The organism is Streptomyces nigra, assembly GCF_003074055.1.
GTDB lineage: Bacteria > Actinomycetota > Actinomycetes > Streptomycetales > Streptomycetaceae > Streptomyces > Streptomyces nigra.
In genome coordinates this window covers 2,713,059-2,732,341 of the sequence record NZ_CP029043.1, presented here as the reverse complement: position 1 = coordinate 2,732,341, position 19,283 = coordinate 2,713,059, and the positions used below count along the sequence as shown (strand labels likewise).

General features: G+C 72.4%; 17 protein-coding genes and 1 tRNA gene. 13 read left to right on the top strand and 5 right to left on the bottom strand.

Going from position 1 to position 19,283, the window contains the following annotated elements:
- Positions 1-54: 54 nt before the first annotated feature.
- The 3 genes from DC008_RS12605 (at position 55) to DC008_RS12595 (ending at position 2,226) form a co-directional block, all read left to right on the top strand.
- Positions 55-366, top strand: coding sequence for a DUF6412 domain-containing protein (locus DC008_RS12605; RefSeq protein WP_108707065.1), 312 nt, complete (start codon positions 55-57; stop codon positions 364-366).
- Positions 367-485: 119 nt separating this feature from the next.
- On the top strand, positions 486-1,208 hold the full coding sequence (locus DC008_RS12600; RefSeq protein WP_108707064.1) for a YidC/Oxa1 family membrane protein insertase: 723 nt from the start codon (positions 486-488) through the stop codon (positions 1,206-1,208).
- 160 nt (positions 1,209-1,368) lie between these two features.
- Positions 1,369-2,226, top strand: a complete 858-nt coding sequence (locus tag DC008_RS12595) for a fumarylacetoacetate hydrolase family protein (RefSeq protein WP_108707063.1) — start codon at positions 1,369-1,371, stop codon at positions 2,224-2,226.
- Between the two features lie 46 nt (positions 2,227-2,272).
- On the opposite strand, the gene DC008_RS12590 is transcribed toward DC008_RS12595, so the two are convergent.
- Together DC008_RS12590 and DC008_RS12585 are read right to left on the bottom strand one after the other, a co-directional pair.
- Entirely contained in the window at positions 2,273-2,779 is a 507-nt protein-coding gene (locus DC008_RS12590) for a heme-degrading domain-containing protein (protein ID WP_108707062.1), read from the bottom strand.
- The gene (locus tag DC008_RS12585; protein ID WP_108707061.1) at positions 2,776-3,849 is read right to left on the bottom strand and encodes a Gfo/Idh/MocA family oxidoreductase; all 1,074 of its coding nucleotides are present in this window, start codon (positions 3,847-3,849) and stop codon (positions 2,776-2,778) included. The genes DC008_RS12590 and DC008_RS12585 overlap by 4 nt, the downstream gene beginning before the upstream one ends.
- Positions 3,850-3,897: 48 nt before the next feature.
- Here DC008_RS12585 and DC008_RS12580 point away from each other — a divergent pair, with 48 nt between their 5' ends.
- From DC008_RS12580 to DC008_RS12555, 6 genes are all read left to right on the top strand, one after another.
- The gene (locus DC008_RS12580; protein WP_108707060.1) at positions 3,898-5,016 is read left to right on the top strand and encodes an ROK family transcriptional regulator; all 1,119 of its coding nucleotides are present in this window, start codon (positions 3,898-3,900) and stop codon (positions 5,014-5,016) included.
- Between the two features lie 135 nt (positions 5,017-5,151).
- Complete coding sequence (locus DC008_RS12575; protein WP_267145968.1) at positions 5,152-5,970, top strand: hypothetical protein; 819 nt, start codon at positions 5,152-5,154, stop codon at positions 5,968-5,970.
- Positions 5,971-7,145: 1,175 nt separating this feature from the next.
- A complete protein-coding gene (locus tag DC008_RS12570) occupies positions 7,146-7,925 on the top strand; it encodes an HAD-IIA family hydrolase (RefSeq protein WP_108707058.1) in 780 nt (259 codons plus the stop codon).
- A gap of 193 nt (positions 7,926-8,118) precedes the next feature.
- Positions 8,119-8,682, top strand: coding sequence for a hypothetical protein (locus DC008_RS12565; RefSeq protein WP_108707057.1), 564 nt, complete (start codon positions 8,119-8,121; stop codon positions 8,680-8,682).
- Positions 8,683-8,684: 2 nt separating this feature from the next.
- Positions 8,685-9,353 carry a class F sortase gene (locus tag DC008_RS12560; RefSeq protein WP_108707056.1) on the top strand — a complete coding sequence of 223 codons (669 nt, stop codon included), beginning with the start codon at positions 8,685-8,687 and terminating at the stop codon, positions 9,351-9,353.
- A gap of 77 nt (positions 9,354-9,430) precedes the next feature.
- Positions 9,431-10,462, top strand: a complete 1,032-nt coding sequence (locus tag DC008_RS12555) for a glycoside hydrolase family 6 protein (RefSeq protein ID WP_108707055.1) — start codon at positions 9,431-9,433, stop codon at positions 10,460-10,462.
- Between the two features lie 69 nt (positions 10,463-10,531).
- Here the strand turns inward: DC008_RS12555 and glxA are convergent, their stop codons facing one another.
- The 3 genes from glxA to DC008_RS12540 all read right to left on the bottom strand — a co-directional run bounded on the left by glxA (position 10,532) and on the right by DC008_RS12540 (position 14,991).
- Positions 10,532-12,469 carry a radical copper oxidase GlxA gene (glxA, locus tag DC008_RS12550; protein WP_108707054.1) on the bottom strand — a complete coding sequence of 646 codons (1,938 nt, stop codon included), beginning with the start codon at positions 12,467-12,469 and terminating at the stop codon, positions 10,532-10,534.
- Complete coding sequence (locus DC008_RS12545) at positions 12,466-14,466, bottom strand: glycosyltransferase family 2 protein (RefSeq protein ID WP_108707053.1); 2,001 nt, start codon at positions 14,464-14,466, stop codon at positions 12,466-12,468. Before DC008_RS12545 ends, glxA begins: the two co-directional genes overlap by 4 nt.
- A 451-nt stretch (positions 14,467-14,917) precedes the next feature.
- Positions 14,918-14,991, bottom strand: a tRNA-Lys gene (locus DC008_RS12540).
- Positions 14,992-15,187: 196 nt separating this feature from the next.
- On the opposite strand from DC008_RS12540, the gene DC008_RS12535 reads away from it, so the two are divergent.
- The 4 genes from DC008_RS12535 to DC008_RS12520 all read left to right on the top strand — a co-directional run bounded on the left by DC008_RS12535 (position 15,188) and on the right by DC008_RS12520 (position 19,163).
- Positions 15,188-16,615: a peptidoglycan-binding protein gene (locus tag DC008_RS12535; RefSeq protein ID WP_108707052.1), complete on the top strand. Its 1,428-nt coding sequence runs from the start codon at positions 15,188-15,190 to the stop codon at positions 16,613-16,615.
- 93 nt (positions 16,616-16,708) lie between these two features.
- Positions 16,709-17,839 (top strand): SPFH domain-containing protein, encoded by a 1,131-nt coding sequence (locus tag DC008_RS12530; RefSeq protein WP_108707051.1) that lies wholly within the window; start codon positions 16,709-16,711, stop codon positions 17,837-17,839.
- A 119-nt stretch (positions 17,840-17,958) separates the two neighbouring features.
- Complete coding sequence (locus DC008_RS12525) at positions 17,959-18,564, top strand: lytic polysaccharide monooxygenase auxiliary activity family 9 protein (RefSeq protein WP_108707050.1); 606 nt, start codon at positions 17,959-17,961, stop codon at positions 18,562-18,564.
- Between the two features lie 95 nt (positions 18,565-18,659).
- On the top strand, positions 18,660-19,163 hold the full coding sequence (locus DC008_RS12520; RefSeq protein WP_108707049.1) for a DUF3592 domain-containing protein: 504 nt from the start codon (positions 18,660-18,662) through the stop codon (positions 19,161-19,163).
- Positions 19,164-19,283 lie beyond the last annotated feature (120 nt).

Sequence of the window (19,283 nt, the reverse complement as noted above, 5' to 3'; positions counted from 1 at the left end):
ATAACGAACGAACGAACGCGAGCAAGCGCCAGCAGCACCAGAGGGGGGCAGCCGATGATCCGCATCGCCGCGCGCCTGCGCCCCGCCGCCCTCCTGGTCGTCCTCTTCCTGGAGATCACGCTGCTCGACACGGGCAGCCTCTCCGCGACCGTCGCGCTCGCCGCCACCGCCGCCGCGAGCTCCGCGTTCGCCGCCTGTTCGCTGCTCGCCTCGCGCGCCGCGCCCGCCGTACCGCCCACACGCGTACGGACGGCCATCCGTGACCGGGCCCGCCGTACGGCCTTCCTGCCCCAACGCGACCCCGACGCCTCCGGCCGGCCACGGCCCCGCGCGCCCGGGCACGCCCTCCCGGCGACCACCGCGTAGGGCACGCACTCCCGACCGTCCGTCCTGACCGTGTGACCCGACGCGGGTCGTCATGCCGCCATGCCGTTCACCGGCATCCGCCCCACTCCGGCACGACGAGACCCACGGAGGGCTCACCCATGTCCGTTTTCGCCGACCTCGTTCAGCGGCTCGCCGATCTGCTCACCCCGCTGTTCGGTGCCACCGCGGCCGCCGCCGCGATCGTCCTGTTCACCGCGCTCGTACGACTGCTCGTGCACCCCCTGTCCCGGGCCGCCGCGCGCGGGCAGAAGGCGCGCACCGAGCTCCAGCCGAAGATCGCCGAGCTGCGCAAGCGGCACGGGAAGAACCCCGAGCGGCTCCAACGGGCCATCGTCGAACTGCACACCAAGGAGAAGGTGTCCCCGCTGGCCGGCTGTCTGCCGGGCCTGTTCCAGCTGCCCGCCTTCTTCCTCCTCTACCACCTCTTCTCCAACACCACGATCGGCGGTCACGCCAACGAGCTGCTGTCCCACGCGCTGTTCGCCGCGCCCCTCGGCGACCGCTGGGCCGACGCGCTCGGCGCCGGTGGGGCCCTCGGCCCGGCCGGGCTGGTCTACCTCGCGCTGTTCCTGCTGGTCGCCGTGGTCGCCGTCTTCAACTACCGGCGTACGAAGCGGATGATGGCCGCCAACCCGGTGGCGCCCGTGGCCGACGGGCAGGCCGTGCCCGGCATGGGGGCGATGGGCGCGATGACGAAGGTCATGCCGTTCATGTCCTTCCTCACCCTCTTCACCGTCGCCGTGGTGCCGCTGGCCGCCGCCCTCTACGTGGTGACCAGCACCACCTGGAGCGCCATCGAGCGCGCCGCCCTCTACCGATGACCCGATGACCCGATGCCCCGATGGCCACCGATGACTCCGAGGCCTTGGTCCAGTACGTGAACCGGGTCTTGCGGACTGGCTGTGCAGCTTGGAGGATCGACCAGTCCTCCGATGGCTGCACCCGTCGGAGGGCGCCCCACGATCGAGGGAGATTGTGACCATGAAGCTGCTGCGCGTCGGTACGGCCGGATCGGAGCGGCCCGCGCTGCTCGACGCCGAGGGGATCCTGCGGGACCTGTCGGGCCTCGTCCCGGACATCGACGGACCGCTGCTCGCCGACCCCGCGGCGCTCGGCCGCGTCCGCGCCGCCGCCGGCACGGGCGAGCTGCCCGCGCTGGACCCGGAGGGGCTGCGGATCGGGCCGCCGCTCGCGCGGATCGGCAAGATCGTGTGCATCGGCCTCAACTACCACGACCACGCCCGCGAGACCGGCGCCGAGCCGCCGTCCGAGCCGGTCGTCTTCTTCAAGGCGCCGGACACGGTCGTCGGCCCCGACGACACCGTGCTGGTGCCGCGCGGGTCGGCCAAGACGGACTGGGAGGTGGAGCTGGCGGTCGTCATCGGCCGTACGGCCCGCTATCTGGAGTCCGCCGAGGAGGGGCTCGCGCATGTCGCCGGGTACGCGGTGGCGCACGACGTGTCCGAACGGGAGTTCCAGATCGAGCGGGGCGGCACCTGGGACAAGGGCAAGAACTGCGAGACGTTCAACCCGCTCGGGCCGTGGCTGGTGACCGCCGACGAGGTGCCCGACCCGCAGGACCTGGCGCTGCGGCTGTGGGTCAACGGCGAGCTGAAGCAGGACGGCACGACCGCCGAGCAGATCTTCCCGGTGGGGGAGGTCGTGCGGTACGTCAGCCACTTCATGACCCTGTACCCCGGGGACGTCATCAACACGGGGACCCCGGCGGGCGTCGCGCTGGGGCGGCCCGAGCCGAAGCCGTATCTGCGGGCCGGGGACGTGGTGGAGCTGGAGATCGAGGGGCTGGGCCGGCAGCGGCAGGAGTTCGAGCAGGCGTGAGGGGCCGGGACCGCGTGCCCGATCACGCCACGCGGTCCCGCACCTCCTACTGCTTCGCCAGGAAGGTCTCCAGCGCCTCCACCACCATCCGGTGGTCTGCCAGCTGCGGCAGTCCGCTCACCGTGACCGCGCCGACCACGCCGACGCCCTCGACGGTGATCGGGAACGAGCCGCCGTGGGCCGCGTAGACGTCGGGGTCCAGCCGCGAGGAGTCCTCGAACGTCGTCCCCTTGGCGCGGCACCGGGCGCCCACCAGGTACGAGGAGGCGCCGTAGCGCTCCACGACCCGGCGCTTACGGGCGATCCAGGCGTCGTTGTCGGGCGTCGAGCCCGGCAGCGCGGCGTGGAAGAGCTGCTGGCCGGCGCGGTGGATGTCGACGGCGACCGGGGCCTGCCGCTCCCGGGCCAGCTCCACCAGCAGGGAGCCCAGCGCCCAGGCGTCCTCATAGGTGAACCGGGGGAAGACCAGGCGCCGTTCCTGGGCCTCCAGCTCCTCCAGGGAGGGCGTCAGCTCGGGCTGGAACTTCGGGGTCGGTCCGCTCGTGTGCGTCACAGGGTCACCGTCACTCCGTCACGGGCGGAGCGTCGCGCCGCCTCCAGTACGTCCAGGGCGGCGGCCGCCTCCAGGGCGGTCACCGGGTTGGGGCCGCCGTCGCGCAGGGCCGCCGCGACGGCCGCGTAGTACGCGGGGTAGTCGCCGGGCACGGTCGGTACGGGACTGCCGCCGCCCGTGACCGGGGACTCGCCGGCGCCCAGCCGGCCGTACAGCTCCTCGGGCTCGGTGCCCCAGTCGGCGCCGTCGCCGGGACGCCGGCCCTCGCGCAGCGCCGCCTCCTGCGGGTCCAGGCCGTGCTTGACGTACCCGGCCTTCGAGCCCAGCACCCGGAAGCGGGGGCCGAGCTGGGCGGTCGTGGCGGAGACGTACAGGTGGGAGCGGACGCCGCCGGCGTGCGTCAGGGCGAGGAAGGTGTCGTCGTCGGTCTCGGCGCCGGGGCGGCGGACGTCGGCCTCGGCGTACACCTGGGTGACCGGGCCGAAGAGGACGAGGGCCTGGTCGACGACATGGCTGCCGAGGTCGTAGAGCAGACCTCCGATCTCTGCGGGGTCGCCGGACTCCCGCCAGCCGCCCTTGGTCTGCGGGCGCCAGCGCTCGAAGCGCGACTCGAAGCGCCAGACGTCGCCCAGCTCGCCGTCCTCGAGAAGTCGGCGCAGGGTGAGGAAGTCGTTGTCCCAGCGGCGGTTCTGGAAGACGGAGAGCAGCAGGCCGCGCTCCTCGGCCAGCGCCGCCAGCTCGCGGGCCTCGGCCGCGGTGCCGGCGAGCGGCTTGTCCACGACGACCGGCAGGCCCGCCTTCAGGGCGGCGGTGGCGAGCGGGACGTGCGTCTTGTTCGGGGACGCGACGACGAGCAGGTCGAGGTCGCCGGCGCGGGCGAGCAGCTCGTCCGGCGAGGCGGCGACGCGCACGTCCGGGTGCTCGGCGCGGGCCTGCCGCTGCCGCTCGGGGTTCGAGGTGACCACCGTGTCGAGGGTGAGCCCCTCGGTGGTGGCGATCAGCGGGGCGTGGAAGACCGAGCCGGCCAGGCCGTAGCCGACGAGGCCCACGCGGAGGGGAGTAGCACTCATACGCCCCACTTTCGCAACGCTGTTGCCAAAGTGCAAGCGCCAGGGACAATGGGAGGCGTGAACAGGACGGAAAGCGGGGCCGGCGGGGTGAACCTGGGCGCCCTGCGCAGCCACAACACCGCGCTCGTGCTCGATCTGCTGCGCACGGCCGGCCCCGACGGCATCAGCCGACTCGAACTCGCCGAGCGCACCGGGCTCACCCCGCAGGCGGTCAGCAAGATCACGGCCCGGCTGCGGGAGGACGGCCTCGCGGCGGAGGCCGGCCGCCGGGCCTCCACCGGCGGCAAGCCGCGCACCGTGCTGCGGCTCGTCCCCGACGCCGGGCACGCGGTCGGCGTCCACCTCGACCGGGACGAGCTGACCGTGGTGCTCTGCGATCTGACCGGCGCCGTCGTGGCCCGGCGCGCCGCCCCGCTGGACCTCGGCGCCGACGCGGACTCGGTCGTCGACCGGCTGGTGGCCGAGGTGAACGGGCTGGTGTCCGGGGCCGCCCGGCCGGGCCCGGTGCTCGGTGTCGGCGTAGCGCTGCCCGGGCCGCTCGACCACCGGCGCGGCGTCCTGCACCGCGTCACCGGGTTCCCGGAGTGGAACGGCTTCCCGCTGCGCAGCGTGCTGCTGCGCCGCCTGTCGCTGCCCGTCGTCGTGGACAAGGACACCAACGCCGCCGCCCTCGCCCTCGCCGTCGGCCCCCCGGAGACGGCCGGCACCTCGTTCGCCTATCTGCACTTCGGGGCCGGCCTCGGCGGCGGGCTGGTCATCGGCGGCACCGTGCACCGGGGCACCCGCACGGGCGCCGGGGAGTTCGGGCACCAGGTGGTCCAGCTGGACGGCCCGCCCTGCGGCTGCGGCAACCGCGGCTGCGTCGAGGCCCTGTGCCTGGCCGCCGTCGCCCGGGGCGACACCGCGGAGGCGGCCCGCGTCCTCGGCACGGCCGCCGGCAACCTCGTCGCACTTCTCGACGTCGACCTCGTCCTTCTCGGCGGCCGTACGGTCGCCGCCGCCCCGGACACCTTCGTCGACGGCGTCACCGCAGTCCTCGACGCCCGCGCCGCCCGAGCCGGCGAGGAAGCGATCCCGGTCCGCCTGGCCCCGACGGCGGCCGACGCAGTGGCAGAGGGCGCGGCCCAACTTCTGCTCGCCCCACTGTTCGGCCGCGCGGAGGGGTGACCTGGGCGGGGGCCCGCCCCTGCTCGAATGGCTCACCCCCGCCCGGGTGCCCATCCGCCGATCGGGCGGACCCGCGTAGCCATCCCGGGGCGGCGTCGCCCGAAAGGCCCTCCCGTCCGGCATGGTCATGTGTTCATGCGACTGCACACACCCGTACCCCTCTGCCTCGCAGCGGCAGCCGTCCTCGCCGTCGCACCTCCGGTGCGGGCGGAACCCGTCGCGCCCGGCTGCGCCGGTGACGGCCGCTCCTTCCCGCTGGCCACCCGGCTGCACGGCGGACCGGAGTCCTACACGGCCGGTGGCGGGTTCGGCACCTGGTACCTGGACCTGGAGAACAGAACCGGGCGCACCTGCACCGGTATCCACCCGGTCGTCGTGCTCGTCGACGCCGGGCGCAGCCTGACGCCGTCCCAGCCGCGCCTGGAGTTCTACCCGGGCGGCCGGGACGACCGGCCACGCCCCGTCCGCTTCGAGACCACCGACCAGGACGAGCTCGTCGGCGCCTTCGACGGCTTCCCCGGGTTCACCGTCGGCCCCCGCAAGACCGTCTCCGTGAAGGTCCGGCTCGCCCTCACCTCCGACGCCGCGCCCAACGAGGTCACCGCCAACGCGGCCGTCGTCCAGCGCCACGACGGCGACGGCGACTGGGTCGGCCAGTCCAACGACTACCGGTTCAAGGTGGAGGCGGCCCCCACCGACGGGGACGATCCGTCCGCGGCGCCGGACCGGGACGGAACGGACGACCCGACCGGCCCCGCCGAGCAGGACGCCTCTGCCCCGCCCGCCGACCCGGACGCCTCCCCGTCCCCCAGCGAGCCCCCTCAGGAGCGCCTCACCCTCGCCGACGAACTGGCCCGTACCGGCCTCACCTCGCCGCCCGGCGTCACCTTCACCACCACCGTGGCCCTGCTGCTCGCCGGCGCCACCCTCCTGATCGCCCGCAGGCGCCGCTGAGCCACGCCGGACGCCGGGTACGCGGCATGCGCCCCTGGCGGCGGCCGGCTGATCGCCACCCGCCGTCGAGCCGCGCCGGACCCCGGGTATGCGGCACGGGCCTTCCCCCCCCCCCCCCCCCCCGGTGCGGCGGCCGGCCGACCGCCGAGCGCTGCCGGGCCGCCCCGGACCTCGGGCGCGTGGCACGGCCGGCGCCACCCTCCTGATCGCCCGCAGGCGCCGCTGAGCCACGCCGGACGCCGGGTACGCGGCATGCGCCCCTGGCGGCGGCCGGCTGATCGCCACCCGCCGTTGAGCCACGCCGGACCCCGGGTATGCGGCACGGGCCTTCCCCCCCCGGTGCGGCGGCCGGCCGACCGCCGAGCGCTGCCGGGCCGCCCCGGACCTCGGGCGCGTGGCACGGCCGGCGCCACCCTCCTGATCGCCCGCAGGCGCCCCTGAGCCACGCCGGACGCCGGGCGCGCGGCACCTTCCCCCGGTGGCGGCCGGTTGATCGCCGAGCGCCGCTGAGCTGCCCGGCCCCTGGACCCGCGGCGCGGGCCCCCGGGCGGCAGCCGAGCGCCGCTGAGCCGCGCCGGATCCCGGGCGCGCGGCATGGGCCTTCCCTCGGCGGCCGGTCGATCGCCCAGCGCCGTTGAGCTGCCCGGCTCCTGGACCCGCGGCGCGGGCCCCATGCGGCAGCCGGCCGATCGCCAAGCGCCAAGCGCCGATCGCCGATCGCCAAGCGCCGTTGAGCCGCACCGGACCCGGCGCGTGGCACGGGCCTCCCCGGCGGCAGCCAGTTGATCGCCGAGCGCCGCTGAGCTGCCCGGCCCCTGGACACGCGGCACGGGCCCCCGGCGGTAGCCGAGCGATCGCCGAGCGCCGCTGAGCCGTGCCGGACACCGGGTATGCGGCACGAGCTTCCCCCGGCGCCGGCCGGCCGATCGCCCAGCGCCGCTGAGCCGCCCCGAACCCGGGTACCCGGCACGGGCCCCAGTGGCAGCCGGCCGATCGCAAGCGCCGCTCAGCCGCACCCGGCCGCCCGGCACGGCCCTTCCCCCGGCGGCCGCCCGTCGCGCATGATCGGCGGGGTCGGGATCGGTCGGTCCTGGCTACGCTGGAGCCGCCGGGACGGCGTGGTTCCGGCGTCCGCAGCCCGTTCTTCGCACGCAGGCCAGGAGAGTCCCATCACCATGGCAGACCGCAAGCCCATCGAGTCCTGGCTCACCGACATGGACGGCGTCCTCATCCACGAGGGCGTCCCGATCCCCGGCGCCGACGCGTTCATCACCAAGCTCCGCGACTCCGGCAGGCCCTTCCTCGTCCTCACCAACAACTCGATCTACACCCCGCGCGACCTGCACGCCCGCCTGAACCGCATGGGCCTGAACGTGCCGCTGGAGAACATCTGGACGTCCGCGCTGGCCACCGCCCAGTTCCTGGACGACCAGCGGCCCGGCGGCTCGGCGTACGTCATCGGCGAGGCCGGTCTGACCACCGCGCTGCACGACATCGGGTACATCCTCACCGACCACGAGCCGGACTACGTCGTCCTCGGCGAGACCCGCACCTACTCCTTCGAGGCCATGACCAAGGCGGTCCGGCTCATCAACGCCGGCGCCCGCTTCATCTGCACCAACCCCGACGAGACCGGGCCCTCCGCCGAAGGCCCGCTGCCCGCGACCGGCGCGGTCGCCGCGCTGATCACCAAGGCGACCGGCAAGCAGCCGTACTTCGCGGGCAAGCCCAACCCGTTGATGATGCGGACCGGCCTCAACGCCATCGGCGCCCACTCCGAGACCAGCGCCATGATCGGCGACCGGATGGACACCGACGTCCTGGCCGGCATGGAGGCCGGCATGCAGACGTTCCTGGTGCTCACCGGGCTGACCCGGCCCGAGCAGGTGGAGCACTTCCCGTACCGGCCGTCCCAGGTCGTCGACTCCATCGCGGACCTGGTCGAGCGGATCTGAGACCGCCGGATCCCGACCCGCGGGATCTGAGACCGCCGGATCTGAGAAGCCGGATCCCGAACCGCCGGATCTGAGACCGCCGGATCCGAAACCCCGTACGGCCCTGATCCGACCCGTTCGGAGCAATGCGGGCCCCGCCCAGGATGCGGGGCCCGCCCCAGCGGGGGAGCCTCCCTGTATCTGGAGGTTCACGATGGGATCACTGCGCGTCACCCTGAGTGCTGTCGCCGTCCTCGGGGCGGTGAGCGCCGTTCCGGCGGCCCACGCGGCGGACGGGGGTGTCTCGGTCGGCCCGTCGACCGCCGCCCCCGGCGACGACGTCGCCCTCCGGGTGAGCGGATGCCCGGGCCGGACCGCCACCGCCGTCTCCAAGGCGTTCGTCGCCGACGCGCGGCTGACCGTCGGCGAGGACGGCGCCCTCCGCGGCGAGAGCCGCGTCCGGTCCACGCTGAAGGACGGCCGCTACGGCGTGCGGGTCGGCTGTGGGGACACCACCCGCACGGGCTCCGTCAGCGTCGCGCGCCGGGCGGCCCGGCCCTCCACCGCGCAGCGCCACGGGGCTCTGCCCTCGCCGGCCGCCGCCGGCCCGACCGCCCCCGTCCGGGCCGGCGGAGGCGGCGCCACCCGCCTCGCCATGATCGACGCCCGCGAGGACGGCCCCGGCACCGCGCACACCGTGACCGGCCTTGTCCTCGCCGGCGTCGCCGCCACCGCCGTGGCGCTGCGCAGCGCCCGCCGGAGCAGGCGCCCACGCTGACCGTGACCGCGCAACACGGACGCACCGGCCTCGGCGGCCGCGTGCTGACCGGCACGGTCTGGGCGGCGCTGCTGCTCGGGCTGTGGCTGTGGGGCTGGGAGGTCACCGACGTCCGGCCGCGCCCGTCCGCCCCGCCCACGGCCGGCACCCTCATCCCCGCCGGCCCGCCGCCCCACGTACGGCTGCCGCCCGCCGCGCGGCCGCTCGGCGACGCCGTGCCGCAGCGGATCGAGATCCCGTCGCTCGGCGTGCGCGCCCCCGTCGTCGCCCGCGGCCTGGACGCGCACGGCGCGATCGACCCGCCCCCGTACCGGCAGGCGGCCGCCGTCGGCTGGTACGCGGCCGGTACGGCGCCCGGGGCGGCCGGGCCCGCGCTGATGGTCGGGCACGCCGACACCGAGACCCGCCCGGCCGTCTTCCACCGGCTCGCCGCGCTCCGGCCGGGCGCCCGGGTGCGGGTGCTGCGCGCAGACGGCGAGGTCGCCGAGTTCACCGTGGACGACGTCCGCGTGGTGGAGCGCGACCGGTTCGACGCCCGGCAGGCGTACGGACCACACCACCCGGGCCGCCCCGAACTGCGGCTGCTCAGCTGCGCCGGGGTCTTCGACCGGGCCACCCGCACGTACGCGGCGAACGTGGTCGTCTCCGCCTATCTCACCGGCCGCGGATAGGGGCGGCGACCTCGACTCGCCCGCCACCGGGTATGTCAGGATTGAGCCTCGGAAGAGTGCACCCGAGGGGGAGCTGGATGTACCAGAAGAGGGGGGCCTGGGGAGTCGCTCGCGCGCGGACGTCCGCGGTGCTGCTGGGGGCGGCACTGCTGATCGCGGGGTGTTCCTCCGGGGACGACGGCGACACACCGGACGGCGAGAACGCCGCGGGGATCAGCCAACAGCCCAAGGAGAAGAACCCGTTCTGGGTGAACCCGGACGGGAACGCGGCCCAGCAGGTGGCCGCCTACGAGAAGGACGGCAAGAAGGAGGACGCCGAGCAGATCCGCAAGATCGCGGAGCAGCCGACCGGCGAGTGGATCGGCCCGGAGAAGCCGGAGGACGAGGCCCGCGGCTACACCACGGCCGCCGCCAAGGCGGACCGCACCGCGCTGCTGGTCCTCTACAACATCCCGCACCGCGACTGCGGCCAGTACTCCCAGGGCGGCGCCGCCGACGGCGACACCTACCGGGAGTGGATCGACGGGGTCGCCAAGGGCATCGGCGACCGGGGCGCCACGGTCGTACTGGAGCCGGACGCCGTGCTGCACCTGGTGGACGGCTGCACCCCGGACGAGTTCCACGAGGAGCGCTACGACCTGCTCAAGGGCGCCATCGCCAAGCTGAAGTCCCTGAAGAACACGAAGGTCTACCTGGACGCCGGCAACGCCGGCTGGGGGCACCCGGACCAGATCTTCGAGCCGCTGAAGTGGGCGGGCATCGACCAGGCCGACGGCTTCGCGGTGAACGTCTCGAACTTCTACACGACCAAGGACTCCATCGCGTACGGCAAGGAGCTCTCCGCACGCGTGGGCGACAAGCCGTTCGTCGTGGACACCAGCCGCAACGGCAACGGCCCCTACACGGGCGGTGATCCGAACGAGCGCTGGTGCAACCCGCCGGGCCGCGCGCTCGGCGAGGCCCCGACGACGAAGACGCCGGACCCGCTGGTCGACGCCTTCGTCTGGGTCAAGCGGCCCGGGGAGTCGGACGGCGAGTGCAAGGGCGGACCGAAGGCCGGCGAGTGGTGGGCGAAGTACGCGCTCACGCTGGCCAAGGCCAGCAAGTGACCCGCTGAAGGCGACGGCCCCGCACCTCCTCGGAGATGCGGGGCCGTCGTCCGCGCGGCCACGGGGGCGCTACGGCACCCGGACCCACTGCGCCTTGGACGGCGTGCCCTGGTCGTCCGTCACGAACAGCATGTACCAGCCCGACGGCACCAGATTGCGGTTCGTCGGCACGGTCACCGTGAGCTTGTCGCCCGACGCCTGGAAGTCCAGCTTCACCGACCGCTGATCGACGTCCGTGACGTGCGTGGACGCGCTCGGCCGGATCAGCCGTACGTTCTTCACGGCCGCCGCGTGCTGCGAGGTGAAGGTGCCCTTCCCACCGCGCTTGATGGTCTGCGGGCCGCCCGAAAGCGTCGGCTGCGCGTCCCGGTACAGATACGGCGGCGTGTAGATCTCGATGCGCTGCTCGAACTTGCCCGGCTTGGTGTTGGCCTTGTCCGCGTAGAGCGAGTCGGAGCCGAAGAACATCACGCGGCCGTCGGGCAGCAGGATCGAGCCCGAGTGGTAGTTGCGGCCCACCAGCGGATCGGCGACCCGGTCGAGCTCGTTCGCGCCCGGCCGGTACAGATGCGCCTGGAGGATGTCGGAGTCGCCGCGGCCCCGGTAGTCCTCCGAACCGCCCGACACCAGCACGGAGTCGTCCGGCAGCACCGAGGTCTGCGGATAGCGCGTGCCCTTCTCCAGCGACGGCCCGTCCACGAACCGCGGGCTGTCGTCCTTCAGGTCGATCAGCCGGGTCTTCTCGCTGGACTCCTTGGACTCGCCGACGCCACCGCCGCCGACCACCATGTACTTCTCGTCCTGCGCCGGCGGCAGCAGCACCGTGCCGGACGTCTCCATCAGCTTGGCGTCGCTCAGGCCGGGCAGCTTGGTGAACTTGTTGGTCTCCACGTCCCAGATGCCCGGGTCACGGCCCACGTCGTCGGGACCGTAACCGGCGTTCGACCCCGAGTAGAAGATCTTGCCGTTCAACATCGGGAAGAGCGCCGGGTACGTCGGGAACTGCCGGAGCTTGTCGAGGTACGTCCACTTCTTGGTCTTCGGGTCGTACACCTCGTTCTTGCCCGGCACCAGCTGCCCGATGTCGTCGAGGCCGGAGACGCTGAGGATCTTGCCGTCGCTCAGGGTGGTGAGCGTCGGGTACCAGCGGGCCTCGTGCATCGGGTCGACCTTGATGTACTTCTCGGCGACCGGGTCGAACTCGTAGGCGTCCCGGATGCCCTGGAAGTCCTTCTTGTCGAGGGCGAGCTTCTGCGCGATGCCGTACGTGTTGCGCGCGTCCGCGCCCGACAGGCCCTGGATGCGGTAGTTGTCCTGCGTGCCCGTCTCGTACTTGGCGCCGGACTTCTGCGCCTCGACGTAGATCCGGCCGAGACCGGGGTCGTTGCGCAGGAACTCGCCGGTCGCCTTGTCGAACACCTTCTTGGCGCGCGGCACCAGCACCGGGTCCTTGGAGACGAACGTCTTGCCGTTCGCCTTGCCGGTGAACTTGGTGCCCGCGGGCAGCGTGATGGGCTTGTCCGGGTTCTCGTTGTGGACGATCATCAGGCCGCCGGCCTTGGTGACGTCACCCTTGAGCTTCTCGTACCGCTTGGTGCCGCCCGCGATCAGCAGATTGCCGTTCGCGAGCTGCGTGTGGCCGGTGCAGAACAGGTCGTTCGGCGTCGGCACCTTCTTGATGGTGCCCTTGACCGGGTCCCAGATCCGGGTGTCGTACTGCTTCGCGTCGAAGTTGTCCTGGTTGTTGCCCGAGCCGGCGATGAGCAGCACCTTGCCGGTGTGCAGGAGCGCCGCGTGGATGGTGTTCTGGCGGTACTCCTCGGGAAATTCGACGATCTCCCACTTGCCGTTCTCGGCCTTATATTCGGGTCTGTTGATCTGGTACTGGTGGTATTTCTCGGTACCGACGCGATAGAGCCACGGCCCGTTCATTCCGGCCAGCGCGAGCACCACCGCCGTGCCTATCGCGAGTCGACGGGCGCGGCGGCGGCCTGCACGGTCGTTCATTCCTTACGTCCCCCAAGTCCACCAAGGGCGATCTGCATCGTCTGGTCGTTACCACCACTGCCCGACGCGGCCCACGTCGGTTTCTGCTGGCCGTGGGGCGCGTGCGGCGTGGCGTGCGCCGGCAGCGGCTGCGGCTGGTACGGGACCGCCGGGCCGGCCGCCGGTGCCGCGTCCTGCTGTCCGCCGGGCGGGGCAGCGTGCGCGGCGGGCTTCTTCTTCTCCTGCCGCAGCATGTAGCGCCAGGCGAAGATCGGCGTCGCGGTGATCAGCATGGCGAACGTCGCCCAGATGATCATCGCCGGGTGGGAGTGTCCGTAGACGAATCCCGCCGTGATCGAGGCGCCGAAGATCGCGATGAAGTACCAGTGGTACCGGAAGGTGCCGAACCAGCGGTCGGGGCTCGCGGAGTCGCCCTTGGGCGTGACCACGAACTTGCTCTTCTTCCGCAGCATCGAGTCGATCAGGGCCTTGGCGTACAGCGGAGCCGACAGCGCGGACATCACCATGCCGGCCACACCGCCGGAGCCCTCCGGCTCGTGCGGCGAGACGTTGTGGCGGCGGTTCCAGACGTACAGGCCGATCTGGAGGGCCGAGGCGTTGCCGTACAGCATCAGCCAGATCGTGGGGTCGATGTTCACACCCGAGGCGCCAAGACCCAGGAACAGCGCGCAGCTCAGCGCGGCCAGGATCCAGTTGAGGGCCGACATCGGGTAGAAGATGATCATCATCGTGTAGTTGAAGAGCTTGCTCGGCGGCAGCGAGTACCAGCCCTTCCAGTACTGCTTGAGGATCGTCTCGTACGTCCCTCGCGACCAGCGCATCTGCTGGGTGAAGAAGTCCGTCCAGGCGCTCGGGCCCTCACCGACGGCGAGTACGTCCGGGGTGTAGACCGAGCGCCACTTGCGGCCCGTGGCCGGGTTCTTGTGGCGGTGGATCTCGAAGCCGGTCGCCATGTCCTCGGTGATCGAGTCGTACAGACCGCCGATCTGCTTCAGCGCCTTGATGCGTACGGCGTTCGACGTACCCACGAACATCGGCGAGCCGTACTTGTTGCCCGCGCGCTGGATGAGGGCGTGGAAGAGGAACTGCTGGGACTCGGCGGCCTTGGTGACGAAGTTGTCGTAGTTGCCGTAGACCTGCGGGCCGATGACGAAGCCGACGTCCGGGTCGCGGAAGAAGCCGAGCATCCGCTCCAGGTAGTTGGGCAGGGGCACGTGGTCGGTGTCGACGGACGCGAAGAAGTCGTAGTCGTCGCCGTGGGCGTCGAGCCAGGCGTTGTAGTTGCCGTGCTTGGTCTTGGCGCGGTGCGGGCCCTTGGCCTGGTTCCACTTGGCGATGCCCTTGCGGGAGAAGTGGCGCACACCGAGGCGGGCGCACACCTCCTTGACCTCGGGGTCGTCACCCTCGTCGAGCAGCCAGACGTGCATGAGACCCCGGTGGCGCAGCTTGACGGCCGCCTCCAGGGTCTTGGTCACCATCTCCAGCGGCTCCTTGCCGGGCACGAAGGAGGTGAGGAAGGCGACTCTCGTCCCGGTCTCCGGCACCACCGGGATCGGGTCGCGGGCGACCAGCGTGGCGTGCGCGTTGGAGAGGACGTTCATGCAGCGGAAGAACTCGATCAGGCCGATCGAGACGAGCATGACGATGTCGAGCGCCGGCAGCCAGTCGAAGGCGGGGTAGTCCCGCTCGGTCCAGTGCTCGGGCTGCAGCAGCCAGAAGAGCAGGACCAGCGAGAGCACCGGGGCCGCGGCCAGCATCAGGGCGACCCGGATGCGGTGCGGCTCCTGCGAGATCAACGAGCGGTACTGGACCCGGTACGGCTTGTTCGGGTCGGGCTGGGTGAGGGGACCGGCCAGCCGGCTGTAGTGCTCGTAGTCGTACTTCGGCAGCGTCTTCTTTATCCGGCGAAAGGCCCCGGTCCGGTGCGTTGGCACCCTCAACTGGGTCGTTTGTGACGGGTCGAAGTCCCGCCGGGCGCCCGTCGGCGTCGACGTCATGAGTCATCCCCCCACACGCAGGTCACCGCGTGTCTGTCGGTTCCGTTTACGACTGTGCCGATCCCCCTCGACCTTCACAGGCGTATCAGTGGCGGGCCGCGGTCACCACATCTTCCACACGTTAGACATGGAAACGCGACCTTCCGGTTGCATCATGCCCCCCTCGGCATGCGGTCGTGAAACGGGGCCCCCTGCTCCCCGGAAAACCGGCAACCGGCTCCTTGCCCCCCAACTGCCGCGTATGCGCAGCATCGTGAAAAACCCCACCCCAGGGTTCTACGCGGGTCCGCATGATCGCAAGATGCGAAACGCGGTGTTTACCGGTCATACGCGCTCATTGTGGCAGCTGTGGAGGTCCTGTGTGGCTGTCGTGGGCACATCCGTCGTGGGCGTATGGGGGTCGGAAACGCCGGAAGCCCCTCGCGCGAGCGAAGGGCTTCCGGACCGTCTGTGCGCCGCCAGGGACTCGAACCCCGGACCCGCTGATTAAGAGTCAGCTGCTCTAACCAACTGAGCTAGCGGCGCCTGCTGACACCGCCACTCTACATGACCTTCGCGCGTGCTCCCGACCACCCGCCGCGGGGCGCCGGGGGCGGGGGAGGGCCGGCCAGGGGGCCCTGTAAACCATTCGGACCGTCAACATGCGGGTCCGGAGGACAGTTGGGAAACTGACCGGGTGCACAGCCGAGGAATGCTCCGTCCGGAGTGTGAAGGGAATCGCATGGAAACTCGGACCCCGGTGTTCGAGGAATTCGATCCGGCGAGTGACTGCGACTGCCCGGGATGCGTCCACTGGCGGCGCGTCCTGCCGTATTCCACGACCGGCCGCCACCCGGCGGCCTACCGGGCCCTGGTGCTCGCCGCCGCCGCGTCCACCACGCTCGCCGCCGGGCACGCCGCGGCCGCGGCCGCCCCCCAGGCACCCGACCGGCCGGGCGTTCCCGCAGGTGACGAGCCTGGTACCCCTCAGGGCCAGAAGGCCCCGCTGCACGGTCCGGGCGGTACGCCCGCCGCTCCGACGTCCGCGGCCGAGACACCCTCCACCACCCGGAAGGAGATCATCGACCGGGCGAAGAAATGGGTCGCGGCGAAGGTGCCGTACAGCATGTACAAATTCTGGTCGGACGGATACCGGCAGGACTGTTCCGGATTCGTCTCGATGGCCTGGAGCCTGCCCGGGAACGAATGGACGGGCAGCCTCGCCCAGTACGGCGTCCGCATCACCAAGAAGGATCTCCAGCCGGGCGACATCCTGCTGTTCCACAATCCGGCGGACCCCCAGAAGGGGTCGCACGTCGTCCTTTTCGGCGGCTGGGCGGACGACACCCACTCCTCCTACGTCGCCTATGAGTCGGCGCCCCCGCACGCACGCCGGCAGACCACCCCGTACGCCTACTGGAACCACTCCGACCGCTATCTCGCCTACCGGTACAAGGGACTGGTGAAAGGGGCGACGGGCACGAAGGCGGACACGAAGGCGGATACAGCCGGGCCGGAGCCGGATAAATCGGTCGAGCCGGCGAAGCCGGTGGAACCGGTGGAGCCAGACGGACCGGCGAAGCCAGAGGGACCGGAGAAGGCGCAGCCGCCGCGGGCGGCGGGGTCGGCCGGTGGGGCCGCCTACCCCGGGCGGGCCTACTTCGAGCCCGGCGCCAACAACAAGCACGTCACCCGGCTGGGCCGGATGCTCCTCGAGCGCGGCGCCGGCCCGTACCACACCTCGGGCCCGGGATCGCGCTGGACGGACGCCGACCGCCGTGCGACCCGGGCGTTCCAGCAGGCGCAGGGCTGGCGGGGCCAGGACGCGGACGGGCTGCCCGGCCCGGCGACCTGGAAGCTGCTGGTCACCGGTACGGGCAAGGACGTCCGGGCAGGGGCGGGCGGGCCGGAGCGGCCCGCGTCGCACGGGGTGCCCGGCTATCCGGGGCGGGCCGCGTTCCGGCCGGGCGCCGACAACGAGTACGTCACCCGGCTCGGCGAGCGGCTGGTGAGGAAAGGGTTCGGCAGGTACTACACGTCGGGTCCGGGGCCCCGGTGGGGCGAGGCCGACCGACGGGCCGTCGAGGCCTTCCAGCGCGCCCAGGGGTGGCGGGGCGGCGCGGCGGACGGCTACCCGGGGCCGGAGACCTGGCGGCGGCTGTTCGCGTGAGACCGCACCGGACCGAGGGGCGGTCCGGGCACCGGGTGCGTCCGCACCCCCCTATCCCTGTGACGCATCTGGCGCGGAGGCTGGAGGCAGCGCATGACCACGACCACTTCCCACACCCCTGAGCCCGACGGGCTCGAGGGGCCGGCCGAGGCGCCCGTGCGGCCCGCACGGCTGATCCAGAACGAGGTGACCACCGAGATCCCCGTCCATCTGCTCTTCCGCGACGAACCGGACCCGGTGGCGGTGCCGCTGCGCCCGACCGTCGTCGCCCGCCGGCAGGGGACGGGGGAGCAGCCCCGGGTGCGCAGGCCCGTGCAGACCAAGCCCCGGCCCGAACTCCGGGTGGACCCGGAGCTGGTGGAGCGGCCCGCCCGGGTGCTGCCGGGCGCGGTCGGGCTGATCGCGGGGATGTGCGCGGCTGCCGGGGCGCTGGTGACCTCGTGGTGGGCGGGGGTGCTGCCCCCGGCGGCCGCGCACGCGCTCGGGTTCCCGGCGGTGGCCGGCGCGGGGCTCGGGCCGGCGCAGTGGGCGGCGTACACCGGTGCCGGGGCGCTCGGCCTGTTCGGCTTCGGCGGGCTGGCGCGCGGGCGGACCGGCGGGGCCTGGGTGCTGGGGATGTTCGGCCGGTACCGGGGGACCGTGCGGCGCACCGGTCTGCTGTGGGTCAACCCGTTGCTGCTGCGCCGCCGGGTCGACGTACGGCTGCGGCACTGGCGCAGTGAGCCGATGCAGGCGGCCGACGGCAGCGGGGTCGCGTTGCGGGCGGTCGTGCTGGTGGTGTGGCGGGTGCGGGACACCGCGCGGGCCACGCTCGCCGTGGACGATCACGAGTCGTACCTGCGGGAGTGCGTGGAGGCGGCGCTGGCCCGGGTACCGGTGGAGACGCCGGGTGCGTCTCGGGGCGCGGTGGAGGCGTCCGGGGACGCGCTGACCCGGCTGGTGCTGCGGGACGCCGGGGCGGTGGGGCTCGAGGTGTTCTCGGTACGGCCGTTGCGGGTGGAGTACGCGCCGGAGGTGGCCGCAGCGATGAACCGGCGCCGGATCGCGGTGCTGGACGCGCAGAACCGGGCGACCGTGCTGACGTCGGTCGTGGACTCGGTGGAGGACACGGTGACCCGGCTGACCACGCGGGGGCTGGTCGATCTGGACGACTACGAGCGCAAGGCGCTGGTGAAGGACCTGACGGTGGCGTTCTGCTCGGGGCGGGGTGACACAGCCGGCTGACGGGGTGTCGAACAGGGTCCGTTATTGGTATGGACATGTTCAAGCGTCAGCAATAATCTGGGACTTGGTCTAGACCTGCAAGCTCACCGAACCTCCCCCACGTTCCCAGGAGCAGCAGCATGCGCAGAAGGACCAAGCTGTACGCCGCCGCGCTCGGACTCACCACGGCCGGAGCCCTCGCCCTGTCCACCCAGGGCGCGAGCGGGCACGGGTACACCGACCTCCCCATCAGCCGCCAGAAGCTCTGTCAGAACGGCAGCGTCGCCAACTGCGGTTCCATCCAGTGGGAGCCGCAGAGCGTCGAGGGCCCGAAGGGCTTCCCGGGCGGCGGACCGGCCGACGGGCAGATCTGCAACGCCGGACTCGGTCAGTTCAGCCAGCTCAGCGCGCCGAAGACGCCGTCCGGTGCGGCGTGGCCCACGACCAGGGTCACGGGCGGTCAGAACTACACGTTCCGATGGCAGTTCACCGCCATGCACGCCACGACGGACTTCCGGTACTACGTGACGAAGCAGGGCTGGAACGAGAACCACAACCTGTCCCGCTCCGACCTCAACCTGACGCCGTTCTTCACGGTGCCGTACAACGGGCAGCGCCCGCCGTCCACGCTCTCCCACAGCGGGCGGCTGCCCACCGGGCTGAGCGGCCACCACGTGATCCTCGCGGTGTGGACGATCGCGGACACCGGCAACGCGTTCTACGCGTGCTCGGACGTCACGTTCTGAGGTTCCCTTGAGTCGAGGTCCCGGCCGGCGTGGGTAGGTTCCCGACCACGCCGGCCGTTCGAGGCCGGCGCCGTTGACCACGGGGGACCATCATCATGGACGCACTTTTCTACGTCGTGCCCTGCCTGATTCTGGCGGGCGTGCTCTTCGTCGGGTACCGCGTGACGCGGCGCTCGGGGGAGATCCGCGCCGCCTGGAACAGCGGGCTGACGGCCGAGGGCCGCTGCCTGCGCACGTTCACGACCACGCACGGCGGCGGGAACGACACCTCGGTGCACACCACGCTGCACCATGTGTACGAGTTCACCGCCCGCGACGGCCGCGTCGTCCGCTTCGAGGAGGAGGGCGGCCAGGCGACGACGGTCGAGGGCGACATCGTCACCGTCCACTACACCGAGGGCGCCCGGATCGTCGCCACGGCCCGCAGGCCCTCCCGAGCCGGCCTCGCGGCATCCACGGTCGGCGTCCTGGCCATCCTCGGCGTGGTCGCCGCGATCTGCGTCGGCTTCATGATCACCTACCACGACATGTCCTCGGAGTTCCCCTTCGGAGACGACACGACCGACACGGGCGAGTCGGTGATCATCGAGGGCAGCTGACGCGGCAAGGACCCGAGGGCACCCGCCGACAATTCACGCACCGCCCGATGGCCGGCTCGTGGCGCTGTGCGTGCCGTGGCCGGCCGGGTGCACCGAAGGTGCTCGGTGGTGGTGGGGGTG